The following is a 24,151-nucleotide window of genomic DNA, read 5'->3' as shown; positions in this document are numbered from 1 at the left end:
ATCCATCTTTGCGCACGGCTTCGAGCGATGCTCGTGTGGTTGGTGGTTCAGGGCCGCAGTTCCGCGACGGCGCATTTCACGCTGCCACCGCCACGCTTGAGTTCCGAGAGATCCACGTGAACCGGCAGGTATCCGGCGTCGCGCACCTTGTGTCCCATCGCCACCGCTTCGGTGTTGAGGATCACATGGCGGCCGTCGCTGACCAGGTTCAGGCCGAAGGCTTCGGCGTCCTCCCGGTCGGCGAGCACCGCGTCCGGGAAGAGTTGGGCCAGGACCCGCTGCGAGGCCGGCGAGAAGGCCTCCGGGTAGTACGTGACGTGCCTGTCGTCCAGGGCGGCGAGCGCCGTGTCCAGGTGGTAGAAGGCCGGGTCGACCAGGCGCAGCGAGATCACCGGGCGGCCGAGCGCCTCCTGTGCCTCGGCGTGGGCGGCCGGGTCGGTGCGGAAGCCGTAGCCGGCCAGCACGATGCCACCGTAGGCACCGGGCAGGTAGGCGAAGTCGCCCTCACCCTCGTTGACCTGCTCTGGAGCGACGAACCGCCAGCTCTCGGCGGCCAGGTAGAACGCCTGATGGGCGACGGCCTCGGCGGAGCGCTGGGGATACTTGAAACGGGCGCCGTAGACGGTGCCGTCGACCGAGAAGGCGCCGTTCGCGGAGTAGACCATGTCCGGCAGACCGGGCTCCGGGTCCAGCACGTGCACGACGTGACCGAGGCCGGTGAGCGTGGTGCGGAGCTGCTCCCACTGCTTCAGCGCCAGGCCGGCGTCGACCGCGACAGTGGTGTCCATCCAGGGGTTGATGGCGTACTCGACCGTGAAATGCTCAGGGGGACACATCAGATATGTCCTGTTTCGCGGCAAGCGCTCCGTGTAGCTCATGAGGTTAAAGAGTAGGTAGGCTGCGTTGCAGCAAACAGCTCTAAATCTTGCTCCTCGGAGGCGAATCGTTGCAGATGGACGTCGTCGACCAACGAATCGTTGCGTTGCTCGTCGCTGATGCCCGCGCTTCGTATGCCGAGATCGGTGCGAAGGTCTCGCTGTCCGCACCCGCGGTGAAGAGGCGCGTCGATCGATTGCGGTCCAGCGGGGTGATCAAGGGATTCACGGCCGTCATCGAGCCGTCCGCCGTGGGCTGGACGACCGAGGCGTTCGTCGAACTCTTCTGCACCGGGCGGACCACGCCGGCACAGATCACGGTGGCCACCCGGCGGCACCCCGAGGTGGTCGGCGCCTACACCGTCTCCGGGCAGGCCGATGCCCTCGTGCACCTGCGGGCAGCCGACATCGGGCACCTCGAACAGGCGCTGGAGCGGCTGCGGGCGGAGCCGTTCGTGACGTCCACCCGCAGCATGGTCGTGCTGTCGCGGCTGGTCGAGGTGCCGACCGCGATCCCGGCGGTAAATACCTAGAGATACATCCCCGGGCGGTGGCCCTCGTCGTCCTCGGCCTTCGGTGCGGCCGGCTTGTCACCCTCGCCGAAGAACCGCTTGCCACCGAACTCGCCGTGCAACCTGTCGTCGAGCTCGTCGGCGAGACCGGTCATCACCTGCACCGCGAGCATCAGGTGGGTCGGCTGGAAGTTACGGCCGAACACCGGGATCGACGCCCACACGGTGTCCTGCGCGCAGTAGAGCCGGCCGATCGGCATGCGGTTGGTCAGCTCGGACAGCTTCACGTAGAGCTGCTCGGTCGGCTCCACCTCGGTGAGGATCGGGGAGAAGACGTCGACCAACGGCGGGTTGTCACGCACCCGGACGAAGACCATCGCCGAGCCGGCCCGGATGCCGATGTCACCGTCGGCATCCACCTGGAGCTGGTCGATCGTGGTCTTGGACATGGTGGCGACGACCGTGCGGACCCGCTCGTCCAGCGGCACCACATCCTCGGTGACGCCGGCCAGCGCCCTCTCCAGGGCGTCCTCGTCGTCGAGCGCGTCGAGGGCGATCTCGATGCTCGGCTCGTGCCGGGCGGTACCCAGAGGGCTCGCGTCGATCGGCTCGTCCTCCTCGTCGTGCACGAGGTAGACGAGGAACGCCGGATGCGGAGCACCGTAGACGTCACGCAGCGTCCGGGTGACGGCGGTGGCCAGCGGGCCGACCTTGTCGTGCGAGGTACGCATGCCGAACGAGTCACCGGACCCGGCCAGCACACCCGGCGGCGACCAGCCGAGCGCGACCAGATCGGCGACGGCGGCCCGATCCATCCGGTACTCCTGGGGGAGCGCCGCGTTACCGACCGCGAGCGCCTCGACGACGCCGTCGGCCAGCACCCGGATGCTCACCGAGTAGACCGCCGTGCCGGTGCCGGACGCGGTGGGATCGAGGGTGAGATCGACATACGACCCCGGGGCGAGCGTCGGCACCAGCCCGGCCAGGGCACTCGCGAACTCGCGCCACGCCTGGGTGACCTTGGCCCGTAGATCGGCCGTGGTCGGCTCGTCGAGCAGCACGCCCTCGTGTGTGTCGCCCGCGGCGCCTTCTGCCGTCATGATCGCACCTCCGTTCCCGTCACCCTATCGAGCGACGACGGGCCGTGGACGCCCGTCCCATCCCTATCCCGAATGTCCAGGGTGGAACCGCTTCGACGTCAGCTTTCGGGCGCGGCTCGACGCAGTGCCAAGGCGCTGATCTTGGCGGCCGCTTCGGCCGGATCGGCCCCGGCCCCGACAGCGAGTCCGAGGAGGTACGCCGAAACCGGCGCCCCCGGCCGCAGGACGTTGTGCGCCACATCCCGGGCCACGTCGAGCACCTCTTTCACCGGCACCACCGCGCCACCCAGCCCGAGCTCGGCACTGACCTCGGCGACCCAGTCGTCCATCTCGCTCATCGGGCCCACTCCTCCGCGGTCCGCAGATCGTCATCGGTGTCGCAGTCGAACCAGGGCGGCGGCCCCGGCCGACGCCAGGACACCTCGGCCACCCGGGCGTGCTCGAGCAACGCCCGCACCGGCGCGCCGTGCAGCCCGCCACGGGACTCGGCGACCCGGTCGAGTGCGGCCCGTAGCCCGGCGGTCCGCCACACCCCGCAGAGCGTCTGAAGGTGCCCGTCGGTGTCGCGATAGACCGCGCCCTCCATCGGTGCCGACTCCAGGGTGAGCCGCAGCACGTCGACCGCCTCACCGGTCAACAGCGGCAGGTCGGCGGCGAGCAGGGCGGTGAAGGTGACGTGCGCGGGCACCAGCGCCAGCCCCGCCGAGGCAGCCGCGACAGGGCCGCCACCAGCGGGTTCCTCACGCGTGACGTGCACCGGAACCGGGAAGTCGGCGGGTATTCGCCCGACCACCACACGGGGGTCGGCGTCGTGCACCGCCGCCAGCACCCGGGTGAGCATCGACTGACCGGCAACGGTAAGGGTCGGCTTGTCGGCACCACCCATTCGCCGTGCCGCACCACCGGCCAAGACCACCGCCGCGAATCCCCCCACGTGAGTACCGTATCCCGAGCGGGTGGCGGGTGTGACCACGCGCTCGGTTCGACGCCTTCGGGGGACCCCGTAAGCTCCCGCTATGAGCAGGTCCGCGGGTCGTCGCACGGTCGTCACCGTCGATGTCACAGCGCCTTCCGGCAGGCGTAGCCGCCAGGATCACCTGGCCGCCGAGGAGCCGCTGGAGATTCGGGTGCGCAAGCGGCCGCTGGCAGTGACCATGCGCACACCCGGCCACGACATCGATCTGGCGATGGGGTTTCTGCTGAGCGAGGGCATCATCGGCGAGGCCTCGGACGTGACGACCGCACAGCTCTGCGCCGGTACTGATACGCCTAACACGTACAACGTGGTGGATGTGGTCCTCGACCCGTCGGTGCCGCCGCCGGTGACCGATCCGACCCGCAACTTCTACACCACCAGCTCGTGCGGCGTGTGCGGGAAGGCGAGCATCGACGCGGTGCGGACCAAGTCGCGGTTCGACGTGGCCGCGGATCCGATGGAGATCGCGGCGCTGACGCTGGCCGGGCTGCCGCCCAAGCTGCGGGCGGCCCAGCGCACCTTCGACCGGACCGGGGGCCTGCACGCGGCGGGCCTGTTCACCGCGGCCGGCGATCTCCTGGTCCTGCGCGAGGACGTGGGCCGACACAACGCGGTCGACAAGGTGCTCGGCTGGGCATTGCGGGAGGGCCGACTGCCGCTGGCCGGGCACGTGCTGCTGGTTTCCGGCCGGGCCAGTTTCGAGCTCACCCAGAAGGCCTGGATGGCCGGGTTGCCACTGCTGGCCGCGGTCTCCGCGCCGAGCACCCTGGCCGTCGAGCTGGCCGAGGAATCCGGCATGACACTTGTCGGATTCCTTCGCGAACCGCGCATGAACATCTATGCCGGGGCTCATCGCGTCACCGTCTGACCAGTTGTCGTTAACCCGCATCGCGAACGCTTCGACGCATGCCGATATCTCGCCGCACCCTGCTGACCACGGCGGCCGGTGCCGCCACCGTCATCCCGCTGGCCGGCGCCATCACGCCGTACCGGGGTCCGCTCCGGACCGACCCGTTCACCCTCGGCGTCGCGTCGGGTGACCCGTCGCCTGACGGTTTCGTGCTGTGGACCCGTCTCGCTCCGACCCCGTCGGCCGCGGACGGTCTCGGCGGCATGCCGTACCGGACCGTGCCGGTGGCCTGGGAACTCGCCGCCGACGGACGATTCCGCAAGATCGTCCGCCGGGGTGTCGCCCATGCCCGGCCGGACCGTGCGCACAGCGTGCACGTCGAGTTGGACGGACTCGCGCCGGGCCGCGAGTTCTTCTACCGCTTTCGGGCCGAGCGCTTCGTCTCGCCGGTGGGCCGGACCCGCACCGCACCGGCACGTTGGACCCGCGAGGCGTCGCTGGCGATGGCGTTCGTGTCGTGCTCGCAGTTCGAGCACGGCTACTTCACCGCGTACCGCAGGCTGGCCGAGGACGCGCCGGACCTGATCCTGCACCTCGGCGACTACCAGTACGAATACGCCCCGGACACGTACAACATCCCCGGCGGGAACCCGCGCGATCACGAGGGTCCGGAGACGGTGACGCTGGCCGACTACCGGCAGCGGCACGCCCAGTACAAGACCGACCTCGACCTCCAGGCGGCGCACGCGGCCGCGCCGTGGGCGGTGGTGTGGGACGACCACGAGACCGAGAACAACTGGGCCGACGAGGTGCCCGAGCAGCCCGACCCGAACTTCCTCGCTCGCCGTGCCGCCGCGTTCCAGGCGTACTACGAGAACATGCCGCTGCGCCGGACCTCGGTCCCGAAGGGCATCGACATGCAACTCTACCGCCGGTTGCACTGGGGCCGGCTGGCCACCTTCCACATGCTCGACACCCGGCAGTACCGCGACGACCAGGGGTGTGGCGACGGCTACAAGGACTGTCCCGCCGCGTCCGACCCGGCCCGCTCGATCACCGGCGCCGAGCAGGAGAAGTGGCTGCTCGACGGTTTCCACCGGTCCACCGCGCGCTGGGACATCCTCGGGCAGCAGGTCTTCTTCGGGCAGCGGGACAACAACTCCGGCCCGCAGAAGGTGCTCAGCATGGACTCGTGGGACGGGTACCAGGGCTCGCGGGACCGGATCACCCGCGGCTGGGTGGACGCCGGCGTCCGTAACCCGGTGGTGCTGACCGGCGACGTGCATGCGCACTGGGCCGACGAGCTCAAGCTGGACTGGAACGACCCGACCTCGCGGACCGTCGGCACCGAACTGGTCTGCTCGTCGATCACCTCCGGCGGTAACGGGGCCGATGTGCCCAGTGGCAATCACAGCTGGGCGGCCTGGAACCCGCACCTGCGCTTCTACAACAACCAGCGCGGTTACGTCCGGACCCGGATCACGCCGGAGTCGCTGACCGCCGACTTCGTGGTGCTGCCCTACGTGACGACACCTGGCGCGCCGGCGCACACCCGGGCCACCTTCGTGATCGAGGACCGGGTGCCCGCCCTGCACAAGATCGCCGACAACCCGACGCCCGGCGCCGCACTGCGCAGCGCGGACCTCGGCGAGGAGACGGTCCGGCAGGAGACCGAACGCCCCTGACCGGCCGGTCATCGCCGCCATCGCCGCACGATTTCCGGAGGGATGGCGAACCCGAGCAGTTGATGCAGCATGCCGGCGAACTCGTGGCCGGGCTCCGCGTCCAGTGCCCGGTCCACGGCGACCCGGGCCAGCGCGCCCCGGCCCAGCTGCCAGGCGGTGAGGCCGAGCAGGCAGGCGGGCGCCGGGACGTGGACCGGCTCGACCCGGCGCAGCACGTCGGTCCAGAGACCGGCCCGCCACTCGTGCGGGCCGGTCCGGTCGGCGGCGTAGTCCTCGACCGAGAGGTCGGACAGCAGCACCCCGAGCCAGGCCGTCTCGGCGTCGGTGAGGACCCCACCGGAGCGGTACCGCTTCTCCGCCTCACGGACGGCGAGACGGCCGGCCTGCCGGATCCGTTTCTCGACCCCGGGGCCCTCCAGCAGGCCGTCGAATCGGCTGCGGGCCCGCTCGGTGGCGACACCCATGGCCGCCCGCTCCGGCCCCTCCACCGGCGCCAGCTGGGCGACCAGGTCGCGGCGGCTGGGCAGGGCCACCTGGCCGCGATAGGTCGCCTCAGCCGCGATCGCACTGTCCGGCGGCAGGCAGGGGGTGCCCTCGGCCGGGCAGCAGCCCTGGTCGTCGCACGCATAGGACCACCAGCGACCGTCGTGCACGCGCAGGACGTCGTCGATCCGGACTCCGACCACCTGCAGCGCCTCGGCGACCCGCAGAACCACCGAGGTCACCCGCTCCGGCGGGCCGTAGCCGATGATCACCACGTGGTCGGGCGTCTGCCGCAGGGCCGCGGCGGCCGCGTCCGCAGCCCCACTCTGCAGCTCCGCGTCGTCGACGTCGGGCGGCGGCAGATCGAAGCACGCGCCGAAGTCGAGCCGGCCGTGACGCATGCCGACCAGCGCGACGGCATCGTGCGGGTGGTAGCCCATCAGGAACGGCAGGACCGCGACGAGCTCGCCGGAATCGCGGACGACGATGGTGGTGTCGGCTTTCATGCCGGCCAGCGTGGCCGCTCGGCGGCCCGGGCCGCCTGCCTCGCGTCTCAGCTGTGGACGACACGCCGGTTCGTCCACAGTCTGCGAACAGAAAACCCCAGGTGACCGGCTTCTACGACCGGAAGGGCAACTCGTGCAGCTCCAGGCCGTGGTGCCAGGGGTGGGTGTGCCGTTCCAGGTCCATCGTCAATTCGATCGACGAGACCACGTCGTATCCGGCCGCGTGCAGACTGCGGATCGCCTCGATGTTGCGCGATTCGGGGGAGATGGTCAGCGCGGTCATGTTGCGGCGCTTGGCCTCCGCGGCGACGTGTTGCAGCAGCTTGCGGCCGACACCCTTGTGCCGATGGGTGATCGTCACGACGACCGGGTCGACCTCGCCGGCCCGGCCTCGCATGATCAGGCCGACCATCCCGATCACTCCGTCGTCGGCGTGATCGGAGACCCACAGTCCGGAGAGGTCCAGCCGGGTCAGATACTCCTCGAACCCGGCACCGCCGTCATCCCTGTGCTCGCCGTACATCTCGTTGTGCTGGCGGGACAACTCGGCCCACAGACGCCGGCACGCGGAGTGATCACTCGGCCGGTACGAGCGCACTACGACAGGGGTCATGTCGCCATCTTGCCTCGGAATGGAGACGTACGTCACGGGAAGCGCAAGATAACCAGGTGGACATGGCGTACCTGCGCACGCACCCCCAGCATCTCCCGACATTTCTGACACATCAACGCATTCGTGAGACACCAGTGCACTCGGGCGTCTGCTCGGCGAGCCGGCTGACTCTCGACGACGGCGCGTCGATCTTCGCGAAGACGTGGCCGTCCGGACCCGCCCCGGACGGCATGTTCGCGGCTGAGGCGGCCGGTCTCGCATGGCTGCGCGCGGCCGGGACGGTGCCGGTTCCGGAGGTGCTGGTCGCGCTGCCCGAGATCCTCGCGATGGAATGGGTTGAACCCGGCGAATCCACCCTCGAGGCTGCTGAACGATTCGGTCGCGACCTGGCCCGGCTGCATCGGTCCGGTGCCGATTTCTTCGGGGCTGAGCTGCCCGGATACATCGGGCCGCTGCCGCTGGACAACACCCGCGGCGAATCCTGGGCGTCCTGGTTCGCGGAGCGGCGGCTCGACCCGTACCTCAAGATCTCTTTTGATCGCGGAGCGCTCGACGCGTCCGACCTCGCCTCGGTCGAGAAGATCATCAAAACCCTGCATCGGTACGGCGGAAGCGAACCGCCCGCACGAATCCACGGCGACCTGTGGCCGGGAAATCTGCTGTGGGCGGCCGACGGCCGGGCCTGGCTCGTCGACCCGGCAGCGCACGGCGGCCACCGCGAAACCGACCTGGCGACACTCGCGATGTTCGGCGGTGCTCCCCACCTGGACCGCATCCTCGCCGCATACCAGGAGGAATCACCGTTGGCCGACGGCTGGCAGGATCGTGTCCCGCTGCACCAACTGCATTTGTGGCTGGTGCACACCGCCGCTTTCGGCAGCGCATATCGGTCCGGGGTACGCGACGCGGCCGACGCGTTGTCCACAGGACGATATGCCTAGAGGCAGTAGGCATCAGAAACGGCTAGATTCGATTCGTGCGCATCTCCCGGGGATCAGCCGAGCCGCTGTGGCGGCGCGTGTGACCGTGCTCGCCGACCGGTTCGGTCGCATCGCCACCGATCTCCGTGTCTCACTCACGGATCGATGCAATCTGCGCTGTACGTACTGCATGCCCGCCGAGGGCCTGGCGTGGATGCCGCAGCCGCAGCAACTCACCGACGACGAGGTGAAACGACTCGTCCGCATCGCGGTCGAGCAACTGGGGGTCACCGAGGTCCGGTTCACCGGTGGTGAGCCGCTGATCCGGCGCGGGCTGGTGAGCATCGTCGAGGACGCGGCACGGCTCGACCCACGGCCCAAGCTGTCGGTCACCACGAACGGGATCGGGTTGGACCGGATCGCCGGTCCGCTGCGTGACGCCGGGCTACACCGGGTGAATGTCTCACTCGACACACTCGATCCGGTCCGATTCCACACGCTCACCCTGCGCGATCGGCACTCCGACGTGCTGGCCGGGCTACGTGCCGCGGCCGCCGCCGGTCTCACGCCCGTGAAAATCAATACGGTGCTGATGCGCGGGGTCAACGACGACGAGGCACCTGCCCTGCTGCAGTTTGCTCTCGACCACGGTTATCAGCTCCGGTTCATCGAGCAGATGCCACTGGACGCTCAGCACCAGTGGGACCGGCGGGAGATGGTCACGGCCGAGGAGATCCTGGCCGCGCTGGAGCCGTTCGATCTACAGCCAGACGATGTTTCACGTGGAACGGCGCCGGCCGAGACCTGGTTGGTGCCGGGCCATGTCGACGCGGCCGGCGAGCCGGCCCGGGTGGGTGTCATCGCCAGTGTGACCCGGCCGTTCTGTGGCGACTGTGACCGCACCCGACTCACCGCGGACGGTCAGGTTCGTAACTGTCTCTTCGCCACCGAGGAGAGTGACCTGCGCAAACTGCTTCGCGGCGGGGCCTCCGACTCGGAGATAGCCGACGCCTGGCGGGCCGCCATGTGGGGCAAACGGGCCGGGCACGGCATCGACGACCCGACGTTTCTGCAGCCTGCCAGACCCATGTCCGCGATCGGAGGCTGAGTCCGTGCTCACGGTCCGCTACTTCGCCGGGGCTCGTGCCGCTGCCGGCGGCACGTCCAGCGAGTCGGTCGAGGCCGCCACCATCGAGGAGCTGACCCAACTGCTGGCCGACCGCCATGGTGAGCGGCTGGCCCTGGTGATGAAGGCGGCCAGCTTCCTCGTCGACGGACTCGCCTGCCACGACCGCACAGCCGCGCTCCCGGCGGGGACGACTGTCGACGTCCTGCCCCCGTTCGCCGGCGGCTGATCACCGCCACTTTTTGTCGTACCCCTCGGGCAGCATGTCCGGCGAGGCCTGAGGGAGGTTGGGATGCCAATTCACGTCGCGAGTCGCCGGCGTAAACCCGAGTCGGTGCGGGCGGCGTTTCCGGGCGCCACCATCGTCGACGTGACCTCACGTGGGCCCGAGCCATGGGTGCGACTGAGCCCGTTCTATCCGCACGGTGGGATTCCGGTTCCGCTCAGTCCCGGCAACGTCGGCGCCTCGGTGGAGGGCATCTGGCAGGCACTCAAGGTCTTCGAGCACTCCGACGTCGACCCGACCAAACTGTCGGTGACGTCGATGACCGGGCTGAAGCGGACGGTCCGCCGGTTCGGTCCGGTCCGCGGGCACCGGGCCGGGCTCGACGGCGAGACCCTGCTGGATTATTCGACGGCCCGTCGGCAGATCTACCTGCCGGCCTATCGCTGGGTGCTTGAGCATCGGCTCTCCGACCTGGTCGATCGGCTGGGAGCACTGGCCGGTGGCGGGCTGGTCCTTCTCGACTACACCACCAACGGCGACCCGGCGGACACCTCGAGCCCGCTCTCCCACGCCGCGCTCCTCGCCCACCACCTCACCGGCCGTTGGCCGACCGAGACGCCGCCATGAGCCCTGGTCGTCGGGTGAGGTGATGGTCTCCGGTGGGTCAGGGGTCACGGCCCTGCCAGGTGGTCACGCAGACTTCGTTGCCCTCCCGGTCGGCGAGGACCCAGAAGGACGGCGCCCACTCCTCGGAGACCAGATGACCACCTGCGGCGAGTGCGGCGGCGATGCGACCCGGTGCCTCGTCGTGCGGGACGCTGATGTCGAAATGGATGCGGTTGCGCTGCGGGCGCGGCTCGGTCATCCGCTGAAACCAGACCGCCGGGCCCTGGCGCCAGGGGTCGACGAGACGGTCTTCGGGGCCGTGCTTGCCGGTCTCGTCGGTGTATCCGAGCACCGCCTTCCAGAACGGGCGCACCGAAACGATGTCCAACGCGTCGATGGCGATCTCCCACTCCTGCACCGACCTGGCCGCCACCGGGATCGAGGGCACCGGACTTGTCGCCACCGACGTCGAGGGCACCGACCTGTTCGCCAACCGGGTCGAACCCTCCGAACCTGTCGCCACCGACGTCGAGAGCGCCGACCTGTTCGCCAACCGGGTCGAGCCCTCCGTGCGGGAGGTGCCCGGGTGTATGTCTCCAGGGGTGGTTGTCAGGCCGAGGTTGTGGAGGGCTTCAGTGATCCGGCCGGCCAGTTCGGTGTCGCGGGCGGTCACGCCGCCGAAGGCCCGCGGTCGCAGAGTGAGGCTCACCCGGTTCGGACGGAGGTCCAGACGCAGGTGTTCGTCGGCGTCGGCCCCACAGGCCTCGACCGCGCGGGTGCCGGCCGCGGCGGCCTCGGCGAGGGAAGAGACCGGCACGGAGGTGCGCAAGGTGCCCAATACGAAACGCCAGCCCTGGTCGGCGACTGCTTCGGAGGCTTCGCGTCGGGTCAGAAAACGTTCCATCCGGTCAGGCTTCCAGATTCGAGGCAACGGTGCCGACCGGCAACAGGCACACCCATGCTGAGACACCGCTGAGGAACGGGTGCGTCGCCGATGCCGGGAGAGTCAGGCGTTCGGGGACACTTGGTCGGGCAAGTTGGGGGTGCCTCCACGAGAGTGGACGGCTGGGGAGGGTTCGGGTTGTTCGTTTTCTTCGTGGTGATTCTGCTGATCGTCGGCTTGATCCACTTCTACCTGTGGAAACGGCTGGTTCGTGACCCGCTGCGTCCGGGTTGGGGGCGCCGGGCCGGGACGATCGTGGCGGTGGCGCTCGGTGTGCTCACTCCGCTGACGTTCATCGGGGTCCGGGCCGGTTACTTCAAGTGGCTTTCGTGGCCCGGCTATCTGTGGATCGCCGTGATGTTCTACCTGCTCGTGACACTGCTGGTGCTGGAGGTTCCGCGACTGGTGCTGATGCGCCTGTGGGCGGGCTCCGGGCGTACCGCGAAGAAGGCAGGAACCGCGACCAGCGGCGCACCCGCACCGATCCGCGTCCCCGATCGGGAGACCGCGGCCGAGCCGCGGCCGACGGCCCTGACGGGCGGAGGCGCGCCACAACCGGCGGTCGGCGCAGGCGACCCGCAACCAACGGTCGGCGCAGGTGGGCCGGTCGGAACCGCGACGGCGGAGCAGGCGACGACCGCCGAGACGCCGGACGGCGACGAACCTGGAGCTGTGCGGAAGCAGGACTCGGGCGGTGCTGACGCGCCGGAACCGGACGCCGAGGAGAAACGGGGAATCGAGCGGCGGCTGCTGCTGGCCCGAGGCACGGCGATCTTCGCGGGACTGACCGCGGCCGGCATCACCGGCTATGGCGTGAAGACCGCGACCAGCGCCCCGCAGATCGACCGTTTCCAGATGCCGATGGCCAAGCTCCCGAGGGCGATGGACGGCACCCGGGTGGCGGTGGTCTCGGACATTCACATCGGGCCGCTGACCGGGGTGAACCACGCGCAGCGCATCGTTCAGGTGATCAATTCGGTGAACGCGGACCTGGTGTGCGTCGTCGGCGACCTGGTCGACGGCAGTGTGGCCGAATTGGGCCGGTTCGCCGCGCCGCTGGCCGGGATCGAGTCCCGGCACGGGGCGTTCTTCGTGACCGGTAACCACGAGTATTACTCCGGCGCCGAGGAATGGGTCGAAGAGGTGGCCCGGTTGGGGATCAAGCCGCTGCGCAACGAGCGGGTGGCGATCGACGGGCTGGACCTGGCCGGCGTCAACGACCTGAGTGGCGCGGACCAGGGCGACGCCCCGGATTTCGCCCGCGCGCTGGGCGATCGGGACACCGCCCGGCCGGTGGTGCTGATGGCCCACCAGCCGGTGGCCGCCGTGGACGCCGCTCCCTACGGGGTGGATCTCCAAGTCTCCGGTCACACACACGGCGGCCAGATGGCTCCGTTCAACCTGCTCGTGAAACTTCAGCAGCCGGTAGTCTCCGGCTTCGGGGAGGTGGACGGCGTGCCGGTCTACGTGACCAACGGTGCGGGTTTCTGGGGCCCACCGGTGCGTGTGGGCGCACCCCCGCAGGTCACGGTCATCGAATTGCGTGTGGCATAACCCATCAAGATCGGTAAGTGTGTTTGAGCGTGGCGAAGCAAGGCGAGACCGACGGCCATGACAGGATGCGGGGCGTGAAGGTCAGCACGGATACATATGTGGCGGACCTGCACATTCATTCGCGCTTCTCGCGGGCCTGCAGCCGTGATCTGACGCTGCCCAACCTGGCCTGGTGGGCCCGGCGTAAGGGCATCGCCCTGCTGGGCACCGGGGACTTCACTCACCCGGCCTGGTTCGAGCACCTCAAGGAGAGCCTGGAGCCGGCCGAGCCCGGTCTGTTCCGGCTCACCGACGAGAAACCGGTCACCAAGCGCCTTCCGGGTTCGCTGCGCGGCACCACACCGGCCCGGTTCATGTTGAGCGTGGAGATCTCGACGATCTACAAGCGCGACGACAAGACCCGCAAGGTGCATCACCTGCTCTACGCGCCCGATTTCGAGTCGGTCGAGAAGATCAACACTGCGCTGGGCAGGATCGGCAACCTGACCGCGGACGGCCGGCCCATCCTGGGTCTGGACTCGCGCAATCTCCTGGAGATCACCCTGGAGGCGGGCGGCTATCTGATCCCGGCGCACATCTGGACCCCGTGGTTCTCGGCGTTGGGTTCGAAGTCGGGGTTCGACGCGATCGCCGACTGCTATGCCGATCTGGCCGAGCACGTGACCGCGGTGGAGACCGGCCTCTCGTCGGACCCGGAGATGAACTGGCGGGTCTCCAGCCTCGACCGGTACCGCCTGGTCTCCAACTCGGACGCGCATTCGCCGGCCGCCCTGGCCCGTGAGGCCACCCTGTTCACCGGCACACCCGACTACTTCGCGGTGAAAGACGGCATCGGCCTGGCCGGGACGCTGGAGTTCTTCCCGGAGGAGGGCAAGTATCACGCCGACGGCCACCGGGCCTGCGGGGTGAACTGGGAGCCGGCGAAGACCCGTGCGTCGAACGGCCGTTGCCCGGAGTGCGGCCGCCCGCTGACGGTCGGTGTGTTGAGCCGGGTCGAGGATCTGGCCGACCGTCCGCTCGGTTTCCACAAGGACGACCACGTCGAGCACCTGATCCAGCTGCACGAGATCATCGGTGAGATCCACGGCGTCGGCCCTAAGTCGAAGACCGTCGAGTCCCAGCTCAACCATCTGGTCGCGACGCTCGGCGCGGAGCTGGACATTCTCCGCAAGGTGCCGGTCGACGAGATCGGCAAGGCCGGCGGCGACGAGCTGCGTGAGGCGATCACCCGGCTCCGGCGCGGCGACGTGCGGCGGGTGCCCGGTTATGACGGCGAGTACGGCGTGATCACCCTGTTCGACCCGGGTGAACTGCGCAACCGCAGCAGCGCTCCGCAGACGGAGACGCTCTTCGACTTCCCCGCCTCACCCGCGCAGCCGAAGCCGAAAGCCGAGTCGGCGCCGGTGAAACCGAAGGCCAAGCCGGTGAAGGACAAACCGGCCCCGCCGCCGCTGGCTCCGCCGCCGAGTCCGCACGAGCCGTTCGAGCCGATGCTCGCCGGCATGGAGGAGGTCGGCACCGGCTTGCTGGACCGCCTGGACGCGATGCAGCGGGTGGCCGCGTCGGCGCCCGGCGGGCCGCTGCTGATCGTCGCGGGCCCGGGCACCGGCAAGACGCGGACGCTGACGCACCGGATCGCGTACCTCTGCGCCGAACTGGGCGTCTTCCCGGAGCGCTGCCTGGCGATCACGTTCACCCGGCGGGCCGCCGCCGAGCTGAAGGAGCGTCTGGAGGCGCTGCTCGGGGACGTGGCCGAGGACATCACCGTGGGCACGTTCCATTCGCTGGGCCTGACCGTGCTGAAGGAGAACGCGAAGGCGGCCGGGCTCGGTTCGGGCTGGCGGATCGCCGACGAGCACGAACAGGCCCAGGCCCGGGAGCAGGCCGGTGACGACGACGCGGCGTACCGGAAGCTGCTGCGCCAGCAGGATCTGGTCGACCTGGACGATCTGATCGGCGTGCCGGTGGCGCTACTTCGCGAGGATCCGGCGCTGGTCGAGAAGTACCGCAGGCGCTGGCAGTGGATCTTCGTGGATGAGTATCAGGACGTCGACGAGTTGCAGTATGAGCTGTTGCGCCTGCTCAGCCCGCCGGACGGCAACCTGTGCGCGATCGGCGACCCGGATCAGGCGATCTACTCGTTCCGTGGTGCCGACGTGCGGTACTTCCTCCGTTTCAACGCCGACTTCGTGGACGCCCGCCTGGTCCGGCTGACCCGTAACTACCGGTCGTCGGCACCGATCCTGGCCGCCGCGGTGCAGGCCATCGCGCCGTCGACACTGGTCAGCGGCCGCCGGCTGGATCCGGCCCGGCTCGATCCGGAGGCATCGCTGGTCGGGCGCTATGCGGCCCGCAGTGTCGCCGACGAGGCTGACTTCGTAGTTCGGACGATCGACGAGTTGGTCGGTGGGCTGTCGCACCGTTCGCTCGACTCGGGCCGGGTCGATTCCCGGGCCGCCACCGTCGGCAACCTGTCGTTCTCGGACATCGCGGTGCTCTACCGTACCGACGCCCAGTCCGGGCCGATCGTGGACGCGCTGTCCCGTGCCGGTGTCCCGGTGCAGAAGCGCTCACACAACCGGCTGCGGGACCGTCCGGGTGTCGCGGAGATCGCCCGAGAGCTGCGGCATGCCGGTGGTACGGGTGGGCCGCTGCCGGCCCGGGTGAAGGCGGCCGGTCAGGCGCTGTCCCAGCGGTACGCGGCGCCGACCCTGGACGGTGATCAGCTCGCCCCCGAGGACGTCCGGCTCGCCGCCGAACTGCTGCTGCCGCTGGCCAACCGGGTCGACGACGACCTTCCGCTCTTCCTTCAGCAACTGGCGACCGGCGCCGAGGTGGACGCTCTGGATCCACGGGCCGAGGCGGTCAACCTGCTGACCCTGCACGCCGCGAAGGGCCTGGAGTTCCCGGTGGTGTTCCTGGTCGGCTGTGAGGACGGACTGCTGCCGCTGCGCTGGCCCGGCTCGACGCCGTCAGAGGATGAGGTCGCCGAGGAGAGGCGGCTGTTCTTCGTCGGCCTGACCCGCGCCCAGGACCGGCTCTACGTCAGCAACTCGGCGAAGCGGTTCCGGCACGGCAGCGAGCGGGAGCAGTCTCCGACCCCGTTCCTCGATGTGATCGATTCCGGACTTTTCGAGAAGCTGGGCGAGGCCGCCCCGGCCCGCCCGAAGGATCGACAGCTGAGGCTGCTGTGAAGAGCCGGCCGGGGCCGGCGGCTCAGACTGTGGTGGCGGCCAGCAGGAATCCGGCGAGGAGCGCGGGCCCGAACGGGATCGGCCGACCTTTCCGGGTCACCAGCAACCAGGCGGCGACCACACCGTTGAGCAGGTGGGCGGTGCCGAGGCAGACGGCCACCGCCGGCCACCCCGCGAACCCGAGCAGGAACGCCAGTGCCGCGCCCAGTTTCACGTCGCCGAGGCCGAGTCCGTGCCCGGGTAGCAGGGCGATCGCCAGATAGGCGGCGCCCACCAGCAGGCCCGCGGCCAGCGCCGGGACGATCCGGTCCGGCGCGAGCAGGGCGAGCGGGATCCCGCCGACCAGCACGAACACGCCCACCAACCGGTCCGGCAGTCGCAGACAACCCAGGTCGATCATCGCCAGCAACAGGCCGGGGATCGCCGCGAGCAGGTGGACCGGCAGTTGCGGGACCGGCCCGAGCGCGGCCGCCAGCGCTCCGGCGATCACCGCGAACGTCACCGTCGGCCAGTGCCCGCCGACACCACAGGCCGGGCCCGTGTGGAGCCAGCCGGCCGCTCCCGATGGGTACGCCCGCCCGCACCGCCCGCACGCGGAGCGGGCCGGTGATCCGAAGGGAACGGTCAGCCGGTGCGCGATCCGGGGCAGGAACGCTCCGGCCGTGGCGCCGAAGAGCATCGACAAGATCACCAGTTGTGACGACACGAAGGTGAAAGGTATCCGATTGTCCGGCGCACGCTACGGTGTCAGGCGGCGTAAATCGCTTCTGGAGGGACCCCCGATGTCGCAGAACGGGCCTTACCCTGGTCAGGCATGGCCGAGCGGTAGCCCTGAGCAGCCATATTCGGAGCCCTCGGACCCGTGGGGCGGGCACGCGCAGGATATTCCGCAACAGCCGGCGTTCGCGCCGCCGCCGGAGTGGCAGAAACCCGAGTGGAAGAAGCCGCCCGCCCGGCGAGGGTTCGCGATGGGCGCCACGGTCGCCGCGCTGAGCGTGCTGATCGGTGGTGGGGTGGCGACCGCGGCCTGGTTCACGCTGGGCGGCAAGAAGGAGCCGGTGTCCGGTTCCACCACCGCCGTGACGGCTCCGGCGGTGCCCGGTGCACGGCCGCAGACCAGTGCGGACGCCAGGTTCGCGGCGAAGGGCCAGTGTGTCCGCAACGAGGGCACGAACACCGAACCGAAGCTGCGGATCGTCGTGTGCACGGCCAACACCTACGAGATTTTGAAGCGCATCGACGGCCGGACCACGGGCGAGCGCGATGCGGTACGGAAGTGTGCAACCGTCCCTAAATACACCAAGTGGTACTACTACGACACCGAGTACGACGACGTCGATTTCGTCCTGTGCCTGCGCGAGTATGAACCCGTCTAGCGCTTTCTAGCCGTGATGCTAGACCAACTTAGAGGGTGATATCGAGCGGACTCTAGCGCTGACGCTAGAGAGCCCGATACGGTGCTACGTCATGGATCCGGTGCGGAACCCGTACGCTCCCGGCGCCGGCCAGCGCCCGCCCGAGCTGGCCGGACGTGGCCGTGAGCTGGACGCCTTCGACATCGTGCTGGAGCGGGTGGCCCGCGGCCGTCCGGAGCGCAGCCTGGTCCTGACCGGCCTGCGCGGGGTGGGCAAGACGGTGCTGCTAAACACTCTGCGGTCGGCGGCGATCGGCCGGCTCTGGGGCACCGGCAAGATCGAGGCACGGCCGGACCAGTCGCTGCGCCGCCCGGTCTCCGGCGCCCTGCACATGGCGATCCGTGAGCTGGCCCCGCATCATCGCGACCCGGATCGGGTGGACGAGGTGCTGGGTGTCCTCAAGGCGTTCGCGCTGCGGTCCAACGACGGCAACGCCAAGCTGCGTGATCGCTGGGCGCCGGGCATCGACGTGCCGGCGGCACGGGGTCGGGCCGACTCCGGTGACATCGAGATCGATCTGGTCGAGCTCTTCACCGACGCGGCGTCGTTGGCCACCGACGTGGGCACCGGGATCGCCCTGTTCATCGACGAGATGCAGGACCTGAGCGCGACCGACGTGTCAGCACTCTGCGCCGCCTGCCACGAGTTGTCCCAGCTGGGCGCGCCGCTGATCGTGGTCGGCGCGGGGCTGCCACACCTGCCGGCCGTGTTGTCGGCGGCCAAGTCGTACTCGGAACGGCTCTTCCGCTACGCGCGGATCGACCGATTGGATCGGGACGCCGCCGACCTGGCGCTGGGTGTGCCCGCCGAGCGGGAGGGCGTGGAGTACGACCAGGAGGCGCTCGACCTGCTCTACGAGAAGTCGGGCGGGTATCCGTACTTCGTCCAGGCCTATGGGAAGGCGACCTGGGACCACGCGCCGCAGACGCCGATCACCGCCGACGACGTGCTGATGGCCGCGCCGGAGGCGGAGGGTGAGCTGGCGGTCGGCTTCTTCGGCTCGCGGTTCGAGCGGGCCACCCCGGCCGAGCGGGAGTACATGCGGGCGATGGCCGCGCTCTCCGACGATCCGGGCAACGACATGGACGCCGCGGTGCCGACCTCGGAGATCGCCATCTCCCTCGGCCGTAAACCGGCGAGCCTCTCCCCGGCCCGCGACGCGCTGATCAAAAAAGGACTCATCTACTCGGGTGAACGTGGAACCGTCGCGTTCACCGTCCCGCACTTCGGCCGCTACCTCAGAACGCAGCCGGTATGACGGCCCGGTTGCGGGTATAACCGGGTGATGAGGCCCGTACGCTCCGCAGCCCGCGCGATGCTCGCGTCGATCTTCGTCGTCGACGGCATCCGTACCCTGGCCAGGCCGGATTCCCGCGTCGAGGCGGTGCGCCCGCTCACCGACCGGGTGACGCCGCTGATCGAGCGTGCCGACCCGCGCCTGCCCACCGACCCGCGCACGCTGGTCCGGATCAAGGCCGTCACCGACGTGGTGGCCGGCCTCGCCCTCGCCACCGGGCGCTTCACCCGTCCGGCCGCAGGGGTCCTCGCCGCCGGGCTCGTCCCGCACGCGCTGACCGAGAAGGGCGATCGCGACCACCTGCTGCGCACCCTCGGCCTGCTCGGCGGGTTACTCCTCGCGGCGGTCGACACACAGGGCCGCCCCGGCATTCAATATCGGACATCGCACGCGATCGACAGGAGCCAACGGTCGGTCCGCCGGGCGGTACGAACCGCCCGCCGGGAGGCCCGAATCGTCGCGGCCGCGCGCAGATTGCCCGGCTAACAACCTTATTGCGGCCTTTGCGTTAAAGCGGACGAGGGGCCGCGCGGTCGGTCAGCGCCTTCTAAGCTCGCTTCCGCTCGGCAACGCCCTGCCGCCGTCCCGACCCGCTGCGCGCTACGCGCAGACGGGCTGGGTCAACCGGCAGGTCGTGCCGTGCCCGGGGACGAGACGGGGGTCGCGCCATGCCGGCAATCAGGAACATCGCGCTCAGCGCTGCGCGCATGAGGTTCGCACTGGTCGCCGTCGGCGTGCTGGTCACGGCCGCGATCATCACCCATTCTCTGCAGCGGTACGGCCTGAGCACCCTCGCCGTCGAACGTGAGGCGATCCGGGGCTGGCTGGCCGGGGACGGGCTCTACGCGTACCGCTCCCCGATGAATGAAGCAGGCGCCGCGCTGCCACCCGCACCGGCACTGCTCGTCGCGCCTCTCACCCTGTTGCCGCTGCCCGTGGCCGGCTGGCTGCTCGCCCTCACCGGACTCGCCGCGTTGGCGCTCAGCGCCCTGGTGATCGCCGGTCCGGTGGCCCGCCGCCACGGTCGTCGACGCGGCCCGTTCGTGCTGGCCGCGGTCACCCTGGCGCTACTCGCCGAGCCGGTCCGCGCCGCCATCGGGCTCGGCCGCCCAGAGCTCATGATCTTCGCTCTGCTCGCCGCCGACCTGCTCGGCCTGCGGCGCGCGGCGCGGCTCCGCGACCGTTCCCTGGCCGCCCTGCTGCGGGCCCGCCGGTCGCCCCGGGTCGCCCTGGCCACTCGCCGATCCCCGGCCGACCGTCCGCGTGCGGCCCGGATCGTGCACGCCTTCCGCAACACCCTGCCCTCACGCTATTCGGGCGATTTGTCGGAATCATCGAAGCGCTCCCGCCGGGAGGTCGACACGTCCGGCGGCGGCACCCTGCGCCGAATCTGGGCGAACGGCTCGTGGGCCGGCGCCGGCACCGGCCTGGCCGTCACCTTCAGCGCGACCGCTCTGCTCTTCGTGGTCTATCTGCTGATCACCCGGCAGCGCCGGGCCGCCCTCACCGCCCTGGCCACCGCGGCGGTGGTCACCCTGGGCATGCTGGTGGTGGCGCCGGACGAAACCCTCACCTGGTACGGGACGACGATGTGGGAACTCGCCCGCCCCGCCCCGGTCAGCGACCTCGACAACCAGTCCCTGGCCGGAATGATGGCCCGACTGTACGGCTTTCCGGCCCCGCCGGTGCTGGTGTGGTTCGCCTTCGGCATCCTGCTCGTGGCGGTCGGCCTGATCCGGGCCCGGTCCGCCCACACCGAGGGCGACGAGGTGGCCGCTTTCACACTGGTCGGCCTGACCGCGGCGGTGGCCGGTCCGGTGACCACCGCCGCCGAGAGCCTGTGGATGCTCCCCGCGGTACTGGTCCTGGCCGACGCCGGTCTGCGCCGCCGGTTGAGCGTCCGGCTGCCCCGCTCGACACGCCGCACCGGAACCGTCTACCTGACCGCGGCCGCCGTCGGCTACCTGATCCTGATCGCCACGCCGGCCTGGTCGCTCCGCTGGAACGTGCCCGCGCTGGCCCTGATACTGCTGGTCAACGTGCTGCCGTGGCGCCAGGGAGCACCGACCCTGCCGACCGCCCGCCCGGCACCGCACCGTCGCGCCGCCATCCCGTTGCCGCGCGGCCGCTGAATCACCGCCGGGCGGCCATCCCGTCGCGCGACGAGCCCACTACCGCTCGGCCGCTGAATCACCGCCGGGCGGCGGTCATCCCGTCGCGCGGTCGGCCTCAGGAAGTCGGCGTCCCGGGTGTCTGTGGGAGCACTGTCAGGGGCAGTTGACCCACTCTTCGGTGCCGTCGCGGAAGACCTGGCGCTTCCAGATCGGCAACCGCGCCTTGGCCTCGTCGACCAGGCGGGCGCAGGCCGCGAAGGCCGCCGCCCGGTGCGCCGTACTGACCGAGGCGACGAGGGCCACATCGCCGATCTCCAGCGTGCCGATCCGGTGGGACACGGCCACCGCGTAGACGGCCGGGTCGGCGGCGATCTCCTCGGCCACCTCGCGCAGGATCGCGGCGGCGGTCGGGTGGCCCTCGTATTCGAGCAGGGTCACGCCACGGCCGTGGTCATGGTCACGGACGACACCCTGGAACGACACGACCGCTCCGGCCCTGGGGTCGGCGACGGCCGCCTCGTGCGCGGCCAGGTCCAGCGTCTCGTCCACCACCGCACTCATGGCCACCAGACCGACGGCTTCCGGAGAAGCCGCATCGGAGGCGGAAGGTGCGGGGACGGGCGAAGCCGGCACAGCGGCGGAGGTCGTGGACGGTCCCGACGCGGCGGGCTGGGACAGGTCGGCGGGGCTGGTCACGGGCGCTCCCCGGGCGTCAGAGGAAGTGGCAGGAAGGGGACCGTGTCACCGGCGGCGGCCTGCGAGCCGGGCCGGACGACGACGAACCCGTGCGAGTTGGCGAGACCACGAAGCATGGCCGAACCGACGTGGCCGGCCGGAGTGGCGGTCCGCCCGGTCGGATCGAGAGTGGCCAGCGCCAGGTGGGTGAAGCCGCCCCGGCCGGCCACGTCCGCACCGGCGACGACCGACGGCAGCGGCGGCAACGGTCGGCCCTGCAGACCGGCGAGCAGCGGCGCGACCAGTGTGACCAGGGCGATCACTGCGGACTGCGGGTTACCGGGCAGCCCGGCGAGGAACCTGGGCCGCCCGTCCGGACCGGACACCCGGGCCAGCAGCATCGGGAAGCCGGGTCGCACCGCGACGGTGTTCACCACATACGACGCGCCGAGCTCGGCCAGCGCCGGATGCAGGTGGTCGACCGGCCCGTGCATGGTGCCGCCGGTGGTGCAGACCAGATCGGCGGTGTCGAGAGCGAGCCGGATCGCGTCCAGGTGAGCGGTCAGGGTGTCCTTGACCGGCCCGTGCACCGACTCGACAGTCGCGCCGTAGCGCCGCAGCCAGCCGGGCACCTGCGGGCCCAGAGAGTCGCGGACCCGGCCGGCTCCGGGTGGTCCGGCGGTGAGCAGCTCGTCACCGAAGACCAGCAGTGCCGCGGAGGGCGCCGACCGTACCGAAAGGGTCTCGTAACCGCAGGTGGCCGCGACGCCGACGACTGCCGGATCGACCGCGGTGCCGACCGGGAAGAGCTCCTCGCCGCGATGCGCCTCCTCGCCCGGCAACCGCCAGTCCGGGATGGTCCGCGGCTCGCCGGAGACGCGGCCGTCGGTGCCGGTGACCGAATCCTCGATCCGGATGAGAGCCGTGGCGTTGTCCGGCACCATCGCGCCGGTGGCGATCTCCACGCAGTCGCCGTCCGCGGTAAGCGGCGGCGGGGTGGCACCGGCCAGGACCCGGCCGACCGGGCGCCACGGCCCGGCACCGCGCACCGCCCAACCGTCGATGCTCGACGTCGGGAAGGCGGGCAGGTCGGTGAGGGCGCGCAAGGGTTCGGCGAGGGTCCGGCCGTCGGCCACGGCCAGCGGAATCGCCTCCACACCGCGGGCCGCGTCGAGGCCCGCGCGATACGCGAGCGTGCGCGCCAGTTCCCAGTCCACAGGGGTCGACTCGGTCACCCGCAGAGCCTAACGCTCAGTGGTCGCCGCCACGGATCTGGTCCACCGTGTGGGCGAGCAGTGGGCCGAGCACCGCGAGCCCGTCCTTGGCGCCGCCGGTGGAGCCGGGCAGGTTGACGATCAGCGTGCGGCCGGCCACACCGGCGAGGCCGCGGGACAGTGCGGCCGCCGGGACCCTGTCCCGGCTGTGGGCACGGATCGCCTCAGCGATGCCGGGGATCTCGAAGTCGAGCAGCCCGCGGGTTGCCTCGGGGGTTCGGTCGGTCGGGGTGACCCCGGTTCCACCGCTGGTCAGGACGACATCGATACCGTCGGCGACGGCGGCGCGAAGGGCTTCGGCGACCGGATCCCCATCGGGTACGACCACCGGCGCCTCATCCACCTCGCAGCCGAGTTCACGGAGGCCGGCGACGAGGCGGGGCCCGCTGGTGTCGGCGTAGATCCCGGCGGCCGCCCGGTTCGAGGCGACGACGACTCTGGCTCGGATGGTCACGGCCGCTCCTCCGGGCGTACCCAATCGCCGGTTTTGCCGCCCTCTTTGCGCAGCACCCGGATGTTCTCCAGGCTGGCCGCGGGGTCGACCGCCTTGATCATGTCGATCATCGCGAGGCCGGCCGTGGCGACGGCGGTGAGGGCCTCCATCTCGACGCCGGTCCGATCGGCGGTCTTGGTGACCGCGGTGATCTCGACGGTGTCGGCGGTGAGGTCCAGTTCGATCTTGACGCCGTGCAGTCCGATCGGATGACAGAGCGGAATGAGATCGGGCGTCCGTTTCGCCCCCATGATGCCGGCGAGCCGAGCGACCGCGAGGGCGTCGCCCTTCGGCAGGCCGTCCCGGCGCAGCAGATCGACGACTTCGACGGTGGTGCGCACACGGCCGGCGGCGGTGGCACGACGGTCGCTCACCGCCTTGGCGGACACGTCGACCATGCGTGCGGCACCGGTCTCATCGACGTGAGTGAGGTGGCTTTCCTGGGGCATACCGGGAGCTTAGTTCGCAACGCTGCCGCATTCGCTTCACACTCCGTCCACACTGCTCAGGGATGCTGCGGCAAGCTTGAGAAATAGAATTGTCAGTGGCTGAATGACGCGATTCTCATCGCGATGAGTTTCCATTCAGAAACTGTCCGTAACGGCGCGTCACGCTATTGTCGCATTCTGCGCATAGCGACACGATCCACTGGAATCCGACACCTATCAGGTCCTAAATTCTGTCCTGTCAGGACGAGCTGGGACAAATAGGAGG

The 24,151-nt window shown here is 70.2% G+C and carries 25 protein-coding genes; 13 read left to right on the top strand and 12 right to left on the bottom strand.

Translation table 11 applies throughout. The features are described from left to right. Positions 1-47 precede the first annotated feature (47 nt). Entirely contained in the window at positions 48-878 is an 831-nt protein-coding gene (gene ddaH, locus Q0Z83_RS44060) for a dimethylargininase (RefSeq protein WP_317789446.1), read from the bottom strand. A 68-nt stretch (positions 879-946) separates the two neighbouring features. On the opposite strand from ddaH, the gene Q0Z83_RS44055 reads away from it, so the two are divergent. Then, the gene (locus tag Q0Z83_RS44055) at positions 947-1,408 is read left to right on the top strand and encodes an Lrp/AsnC family transcriptional regulator (protein WP_317789445.1); all 462 of its coding nucleotides are present in this window, start codon (positions 947-949) and stop codon (positions 1,406-1,408) included. On the opposite strand, the gene Q0Z83_RS44050 is transcribed toward Q0Z83_RS44055, so the two are convergent. From Q0Z83_RS44050 to mobA, 3 genes are all read right to left on the bottom strand, one after another. Continuing rightward, complete coding sequence (locus Q0Z83_RS44050; RefSeq protein WP_317789444.1) at positions 1,405-2,487, bottom strand: T3SS (YopN, CesT) and YbjN peptide-binding chaperone 1; 1,083 nt, start codon at positions 2,485-2,487, stop codon at positions 1,405-1,407. The two genes, Q0Z83_RS44055 and Q0Z83_RS44050, sit on opposite strands and share 4 nt — an antisense overlap. A gap of 98 nt (positions 2,488-2,585) precedes the next feature. Next, on the bottom strand, positions 2,586-2,825 hold the full coding sequence (locus Q0Z83_RS44045; protein WP_317789443.1) for a DUF6457 domain-containing protein: 240 nt from the start codon (positions 2,823-2,825) through the stop codon (positions 2,586-2,588). Then, the gene (gene mobA, locus Q0Z83_RS44040) at positions 2,822-3,421 is read right to left on the bottom strand and encodes a molybdenum cofactor guanylyltransferase (protein ID WP_317789442.1); all 600 of its coding nucleotides are present in this window, start codon (positions 3,419-3,421) and stop codon (positions 2,822-2,824) included. The genes Q0Z83_RS44045 and mobA overlap by 4 nt, the downstream gene beginning before the upstream one ends. A gap of 82 nt (positions 3,422-3,503) precedes the next feature. On the opposite strand from mobA, the gene fdhD reads away from it, so the two are divergent. Both fdhD and Q0Z83_RS44030 read left to right on the top strand, forming a co-directional pair. After that, a complete protein-coding gene (gene fdhD / locus Q0Z83_RS44035) occupies positions 3,504-4,331 on the top strand; it encodes a formate dehydrogenase accessory sulfurtransferase FdhD (protein ID WP_317789441.1) in 828 nt (275 codons plus the stop codon). 38 nt (positions 4,332-4,369) lie between these two features. Continuing rightward, complete coding sequence (locus Q0Z83_RS44030) at positions 4,370-5,998, top strand: alkaline phosphatase D family protein (RefSeq protein WP_317789439.1); 1,629 nt, start codon at positions 4,370-4,372, stop codon at positions 5,996-5,998. A gap of 8 nt (positions 5,999-6,006) precedes the next feature. Here the strand turns inward: Q0Z83_RS44030 and Q0Z83_RS44025 are convergent, their stop codons facing one another. Further along, entirely contained in the window at positions 6,007-6,987 is a 981-nt protein-coding gene (locus tag Q0Z83_RS44025) for a DUF4192 domain-containing protein (protein WP_317789437.1), read from the bottom strand. A gap of 112 nt (positions 6,988-7,099) precedes the next feature. Then, positions 7,100-7,600, bottom strand: coding sequence for a GNAT family N-acetyltransferase (locus Q0Z83_RS44020; RefSeq protein ID WP_317789436.1), 501 nt, complete (start codon positions 7,598-7,600; stop codon positions 7,100-7,102). 56 nt (positions 7,601-7,656) lie between these two features. Between Q0Z83_RS44020 and Q0Z83_RS44015 the strand changes: the two genes are divergently transcribed. From Q0Z83_RS44015 to Q0Z83_RS44000, 4 genes are all read left to right on the top strand, one after another. Next, on the top strand, positions 7,657-8,541 hold the full coding sequence (locus Q0Z83_RS44015) for a fructosamine kinase family protein (protein WP_317789435.1): 885 nt from the start codon (positions 7,657-7,659) through the stop codon (positions 8,539-8,541). 67 nt (positions 8,542-8,608) lie between these two features. After that, entirely contained in the window at positions 8,609-9,628 is a 1,020-nt protein-coding gene (gene moaA / locus Q0Z83_RS44010; RefSeq protein WP_317789434.1) for a GTP 3',8-cyclase MoaA, read from the top strand. Next, the gene (locus Q0Z83_RS44005; RefSeq protein ID WP_378078391.1) at positions 9,597-9,875 is read left to right on the top strand and encodes a MoaD/ThiS family protein; all 279 of its coding nucleotides are present in this window, start codon (positions 9,597-9,599) and stop codon (positions 9,873-9,875) included. The genes moaA and Q0Z83_RS44005 overlap by 32 nt, the downstream gene beginning before the upstream one ends. Before the next feature lie 63 nt (positions 9,876-9,938). Further along, on the top strand, positions 9,939-10,499 hold the full coding sequence (locus tag Q0Z83_RS44000) for a DUF6939 family protein (RefSeq protein WP_317789431.1): 561 nt from the start codon (positions 9,939-9,941) through the stop codon (positions 10,497-10,499). Between the two features lie 37 nt (positions 10,500-10,536). On the opposite strand, the gene Q0Z83_RS43995 is transcribed toward Q0Z83_RS44000, so the two are convergent. Beyond that, positions 10,537-11,382, bottom strand: coding sequence for a VOC family protein (locus Q0Z83_RS43995; protein ID WP_317789430.1), 846 nt, complete (start codon positions 11,380-11,382; stop codon positions 10,537-10,539). A gap of 231 nt (positions 11,383-11,613) precedes the next feature. On the opposite strand from Q0Z83_RS43995, the gene Q0Z83_RS43990 reads away from it, so the two are divergent. Both Q0Z83_RS43990 and Q0Z83_RS43985 read left to right on the top strand, forming a co-directional pair. Beyond that, entirely contained in the window at positions 11,614-12,975 is a 1,362-nt protein-coding gene (locus Q0Z83_RS43990) for a metallophosphoesterase (RefSeq protein ID WP_378078393.1), read from the top strand. A 65-nt stretch (positions 12,976-13,040) separates the two neighbouring features. Then, positions 13,041-16,169 (top strand): UvrD-helicase domain-containing protein, encoded by a 3,129-nt coding sequence (locus Q0Z83_RS43985; RefSeq protein ID WP_317797296.1) that lies wholly within the window; start codon positions 13,041-13,043, stop codon positions 16,167-16,169. 22 nt (positions 16,170-16,191) lie between these two features. Here Q0Z83_RS43985 and Q0Z83_RS43980 read toward each other — a convergent pair whose 3' ends face one another. Next, a complete protein-coding gene (locus Q0Z83_RS43980; protein WP_317789428.1) occupies positions 16,192-16,860 on the bottom strand; it encodes a prepilin peptidase in 669 nt (222 codons plus the stop codon). Between Q0Z83_RS43980 and Q0Z83_RS43975 the strand changes: the two genes are divergently transcribed. The 4 genes from Q0Z83_RS43975 (at position 16,832) to Q0Z83_RS43960 (ending at position 21,013) form a co-directional block, all read left to right on the top strand. Next, a complete protein-coding gene (locus Q0Z83_RS43975) occupies positions 16,832-17,545 on the top strand; it encodes an LppU/SCO3897 family protein (RefSeq protein WP_317789426.1) in 714 nt (237 codons plus the stop codon). The genes Q0Z83_RS43980 and Q0Z83_RS43975 overlap by 29 nt on opposite strands. Before the next feature lie 91 nt (positions 17,546-17,636). Beyond that, positions 17,637-18,842 carry an AAA family ATPase gene (locus Q0Z83_RS43970; protein ID WP_317789425.1) on the top strand — a complete coding sequence of 402 codons (1,206 nt, stop codon included), beginning with the start codon at positions 17,637-17,639 and terminating at the stop codon, positions 18,840-18,842. 27 nt (positions 18,843-18,869) lie between these two features. Continuing rightward, the gene (locus Q0Z83_RS43965; protein ID WP_317789424.1) at positions 18,870-19,367 is read left to right on the top strand and encodes a DoxX family protein; all 498 of its coding nucleotides are present in this window, start codon (positions 18,870-18,872) and stop codon (positions 19,365-19,367) included. Positions 19,368-19,588: 221 nt separating this feature from the next. Then, a complete protein-coding gene (locus Q0Z83_RS43960; protein WP_317789423.1) occupies positions 19,589-21,013 on the top strand; it encodes a glycosyltransferase family 87 protein in 1,425 nt (474 codons plus the stop codon). Positions 21,014-21,148: 135 nt separating this feature from the next. On the opposite strand, the gene Q0Z83_RS43955 is transcribed toward Q0Z83_RS43960, so the two are convergent. The 4 genes from Q0Z83_RS43955 to moaC all read right to left on the bottom strand — a co-directional run bounded on the left by Q0Z83_RS43955 (position 21,149) and on the right by moaC (position 23,886). Then, complete coding sequence (locus tag Q0Z83_RS43955; RefSeq protein ID WP_317797295.1) at positions 21,149-21,556, bottom strand: molybdenum cofactor biosynthesis protein MoaE; 408 nt, start codon at positions 21,554-21,556, stop codon at positions 21,149-21,151. Between the two features lie 131 nt (positions 21,557-21,687). Continuing rightward, the gene (locus Q0Z83_RS43950) at positions 21,688-22,905 is read right to left on the bottom strand and encodes a molybdopterin molybdotransferase MoeA (RefSeq protein ID WP_317789422.1); all 1,218 of its coding nucleotides are present in this window, start codon (positions 22,903-22,905) and stop codon (positions 21,688-21,690) included. 16 nt (positions 22,906-22,921) lie between these two features. Further along, positions 22,922-23,422 carry a MogA/MoaB family molybdenum cofactor biosynthesis protein gene (locus Q0Z83_RS43945; protein WP_317789420.1) on the bottom strand — a complete coding sequence of 167 codons (501 nt, stop codon included), beginning with the start codon at positions 23,420-23,422 and terminating at the stop codon, positions 22,922-22,924. Continuing rightward, positions 23,395-23,886 (bottom strand): cyclic pyranopterin monophosphate synthase MoaC, encoded by a 492-nt coding sequence (gene moaC / locus Q0Z83_RS43940; protein ID WP_317789418.1) that lies wholly within the window; start codon positions 23,884-23,886, stop codon positions 23,395-23,397. Before moaC ends, Q0Z83_RS43945 begins: the two co-directional genes overlap by 28 nt. Positions 23,887-24,151 lie beyond the last annotated feature (265 nt).

The organism is Actinoplanes sichuanensis, assembly GCF_033097365.1.
GTDB classification, from domain to species: domain Bacteria; phylum Actinomycetota; class Actinomycetes; order Mycobacteriales; family Micromonosporaceae; genus Actinoplanes; species Actinoplanes sichuanensis.
This window is presented reverse-complemented; position numbering and strand designations above follow the sequence as displayed.

Coding starts and splice junctions, on each gene's coding strand:
- ddaH (WP_317789446.1), bottom strand. CDS start 878: ATGAGCTACACGGAGCGCTTGCCGCGAAACAGGACATATCTGATGTGT.
- Q0Z83_RS44050 (WP_317789444.1), bottom strand. CDS start 2,487: ATGACGGCAGAAGGCGCCGCGGGCGACACACACGAGGGCGTGCTGCTC.
- Q0Z83_RS44045 (WP_317789443.1), bottom strand. CDS start 2,825: ATGAGCGAGATGGACGACTGGGTCGCCGAGGTCAGTGCCGAGCTCGGG.
- fdhD (WP_317789441.1), top strand. CDS start 3,504: ATGAGCAGGTCCGCGGGTCGTCGCACGGTCGTCACCGTCGATGTCACA.
- Q0Z83_RS44030 (WP_317789439.1), top strand. CDS start 4,370: ATGCCGATATCTCGCCGCACCCTGCTGACCACGGCGGCCGGTGCCGCC.
- Q0Z83_RS44025 (WP_317789437.1), bottom strand. CDS start 6,987: ATGAAAGCCGACACCACCATCGTCGTCCGCGATTCCGGCGAGCTCGTC.
- Q0Z83_RS44020 (WP_317789436.1), bottom strand. CDS start 7,600: ATGACCCCTGTCGTAGTGCGCTCGTACCGGCCGAGTGATCACTCCGCG.
- Q0Z83_RS44000 (WP_317789431.1), top strand. CDS start 9,939: ATGCCAATTCACGTCGCGAGTCGCCGGCGTAAACCCGAGTCGGTGCGG.
- Q0Z83_RS43995 (WP_317789430.1), bottom strand. CDS start 11,382: ATGGAACGTTTTCTGACCCGACGCGAAGCCTCCGAAGCAGTCGCCGAC.
- Q0Z83_RS43985 (WP_317797296.1), top strand. CDS start 13,041: ATGCGGGGCGTGAAGGTCAGCACGGATACATATGTGGCGGACCTGCAC.
- Q0Z83_RS43970 (WP_317789425.1), top strand. CDS start 17,637: ATGGATCCGGTGCGGAACCCGTACGCTCCCGGCGCCGGCCAGCGCCCG.
- Q0Z83_RS43965 (WP_317789424.1), top strand. CDS start 18,870: ATGAGGCCCGTACGCTCCGCAGCCCGCGCGATGCTCGCGTCGATCTTC.
- Q0Z83_RS43960 (WP_317789423.1), top strand. CDS start 19,589: ATGAGGTTCGCACTGGTCGCCGTCGGCGTGCTGGTCACGGCCGCGATC.
- Q0Z83_RS43955 (WP_317797295.1), bottom strand. CDS start 21,556: ATGAGTGCGGTGGTGGACGAGACGCTGGACCTGGCCGCGCACGAGGCG.
- moaC (WP_317789418.1), bottom strand. CDS start 23,886: ATGCCCCAGGAAAGCCACCTCACTCACGTCGATGAGACCGGTGCCGCA.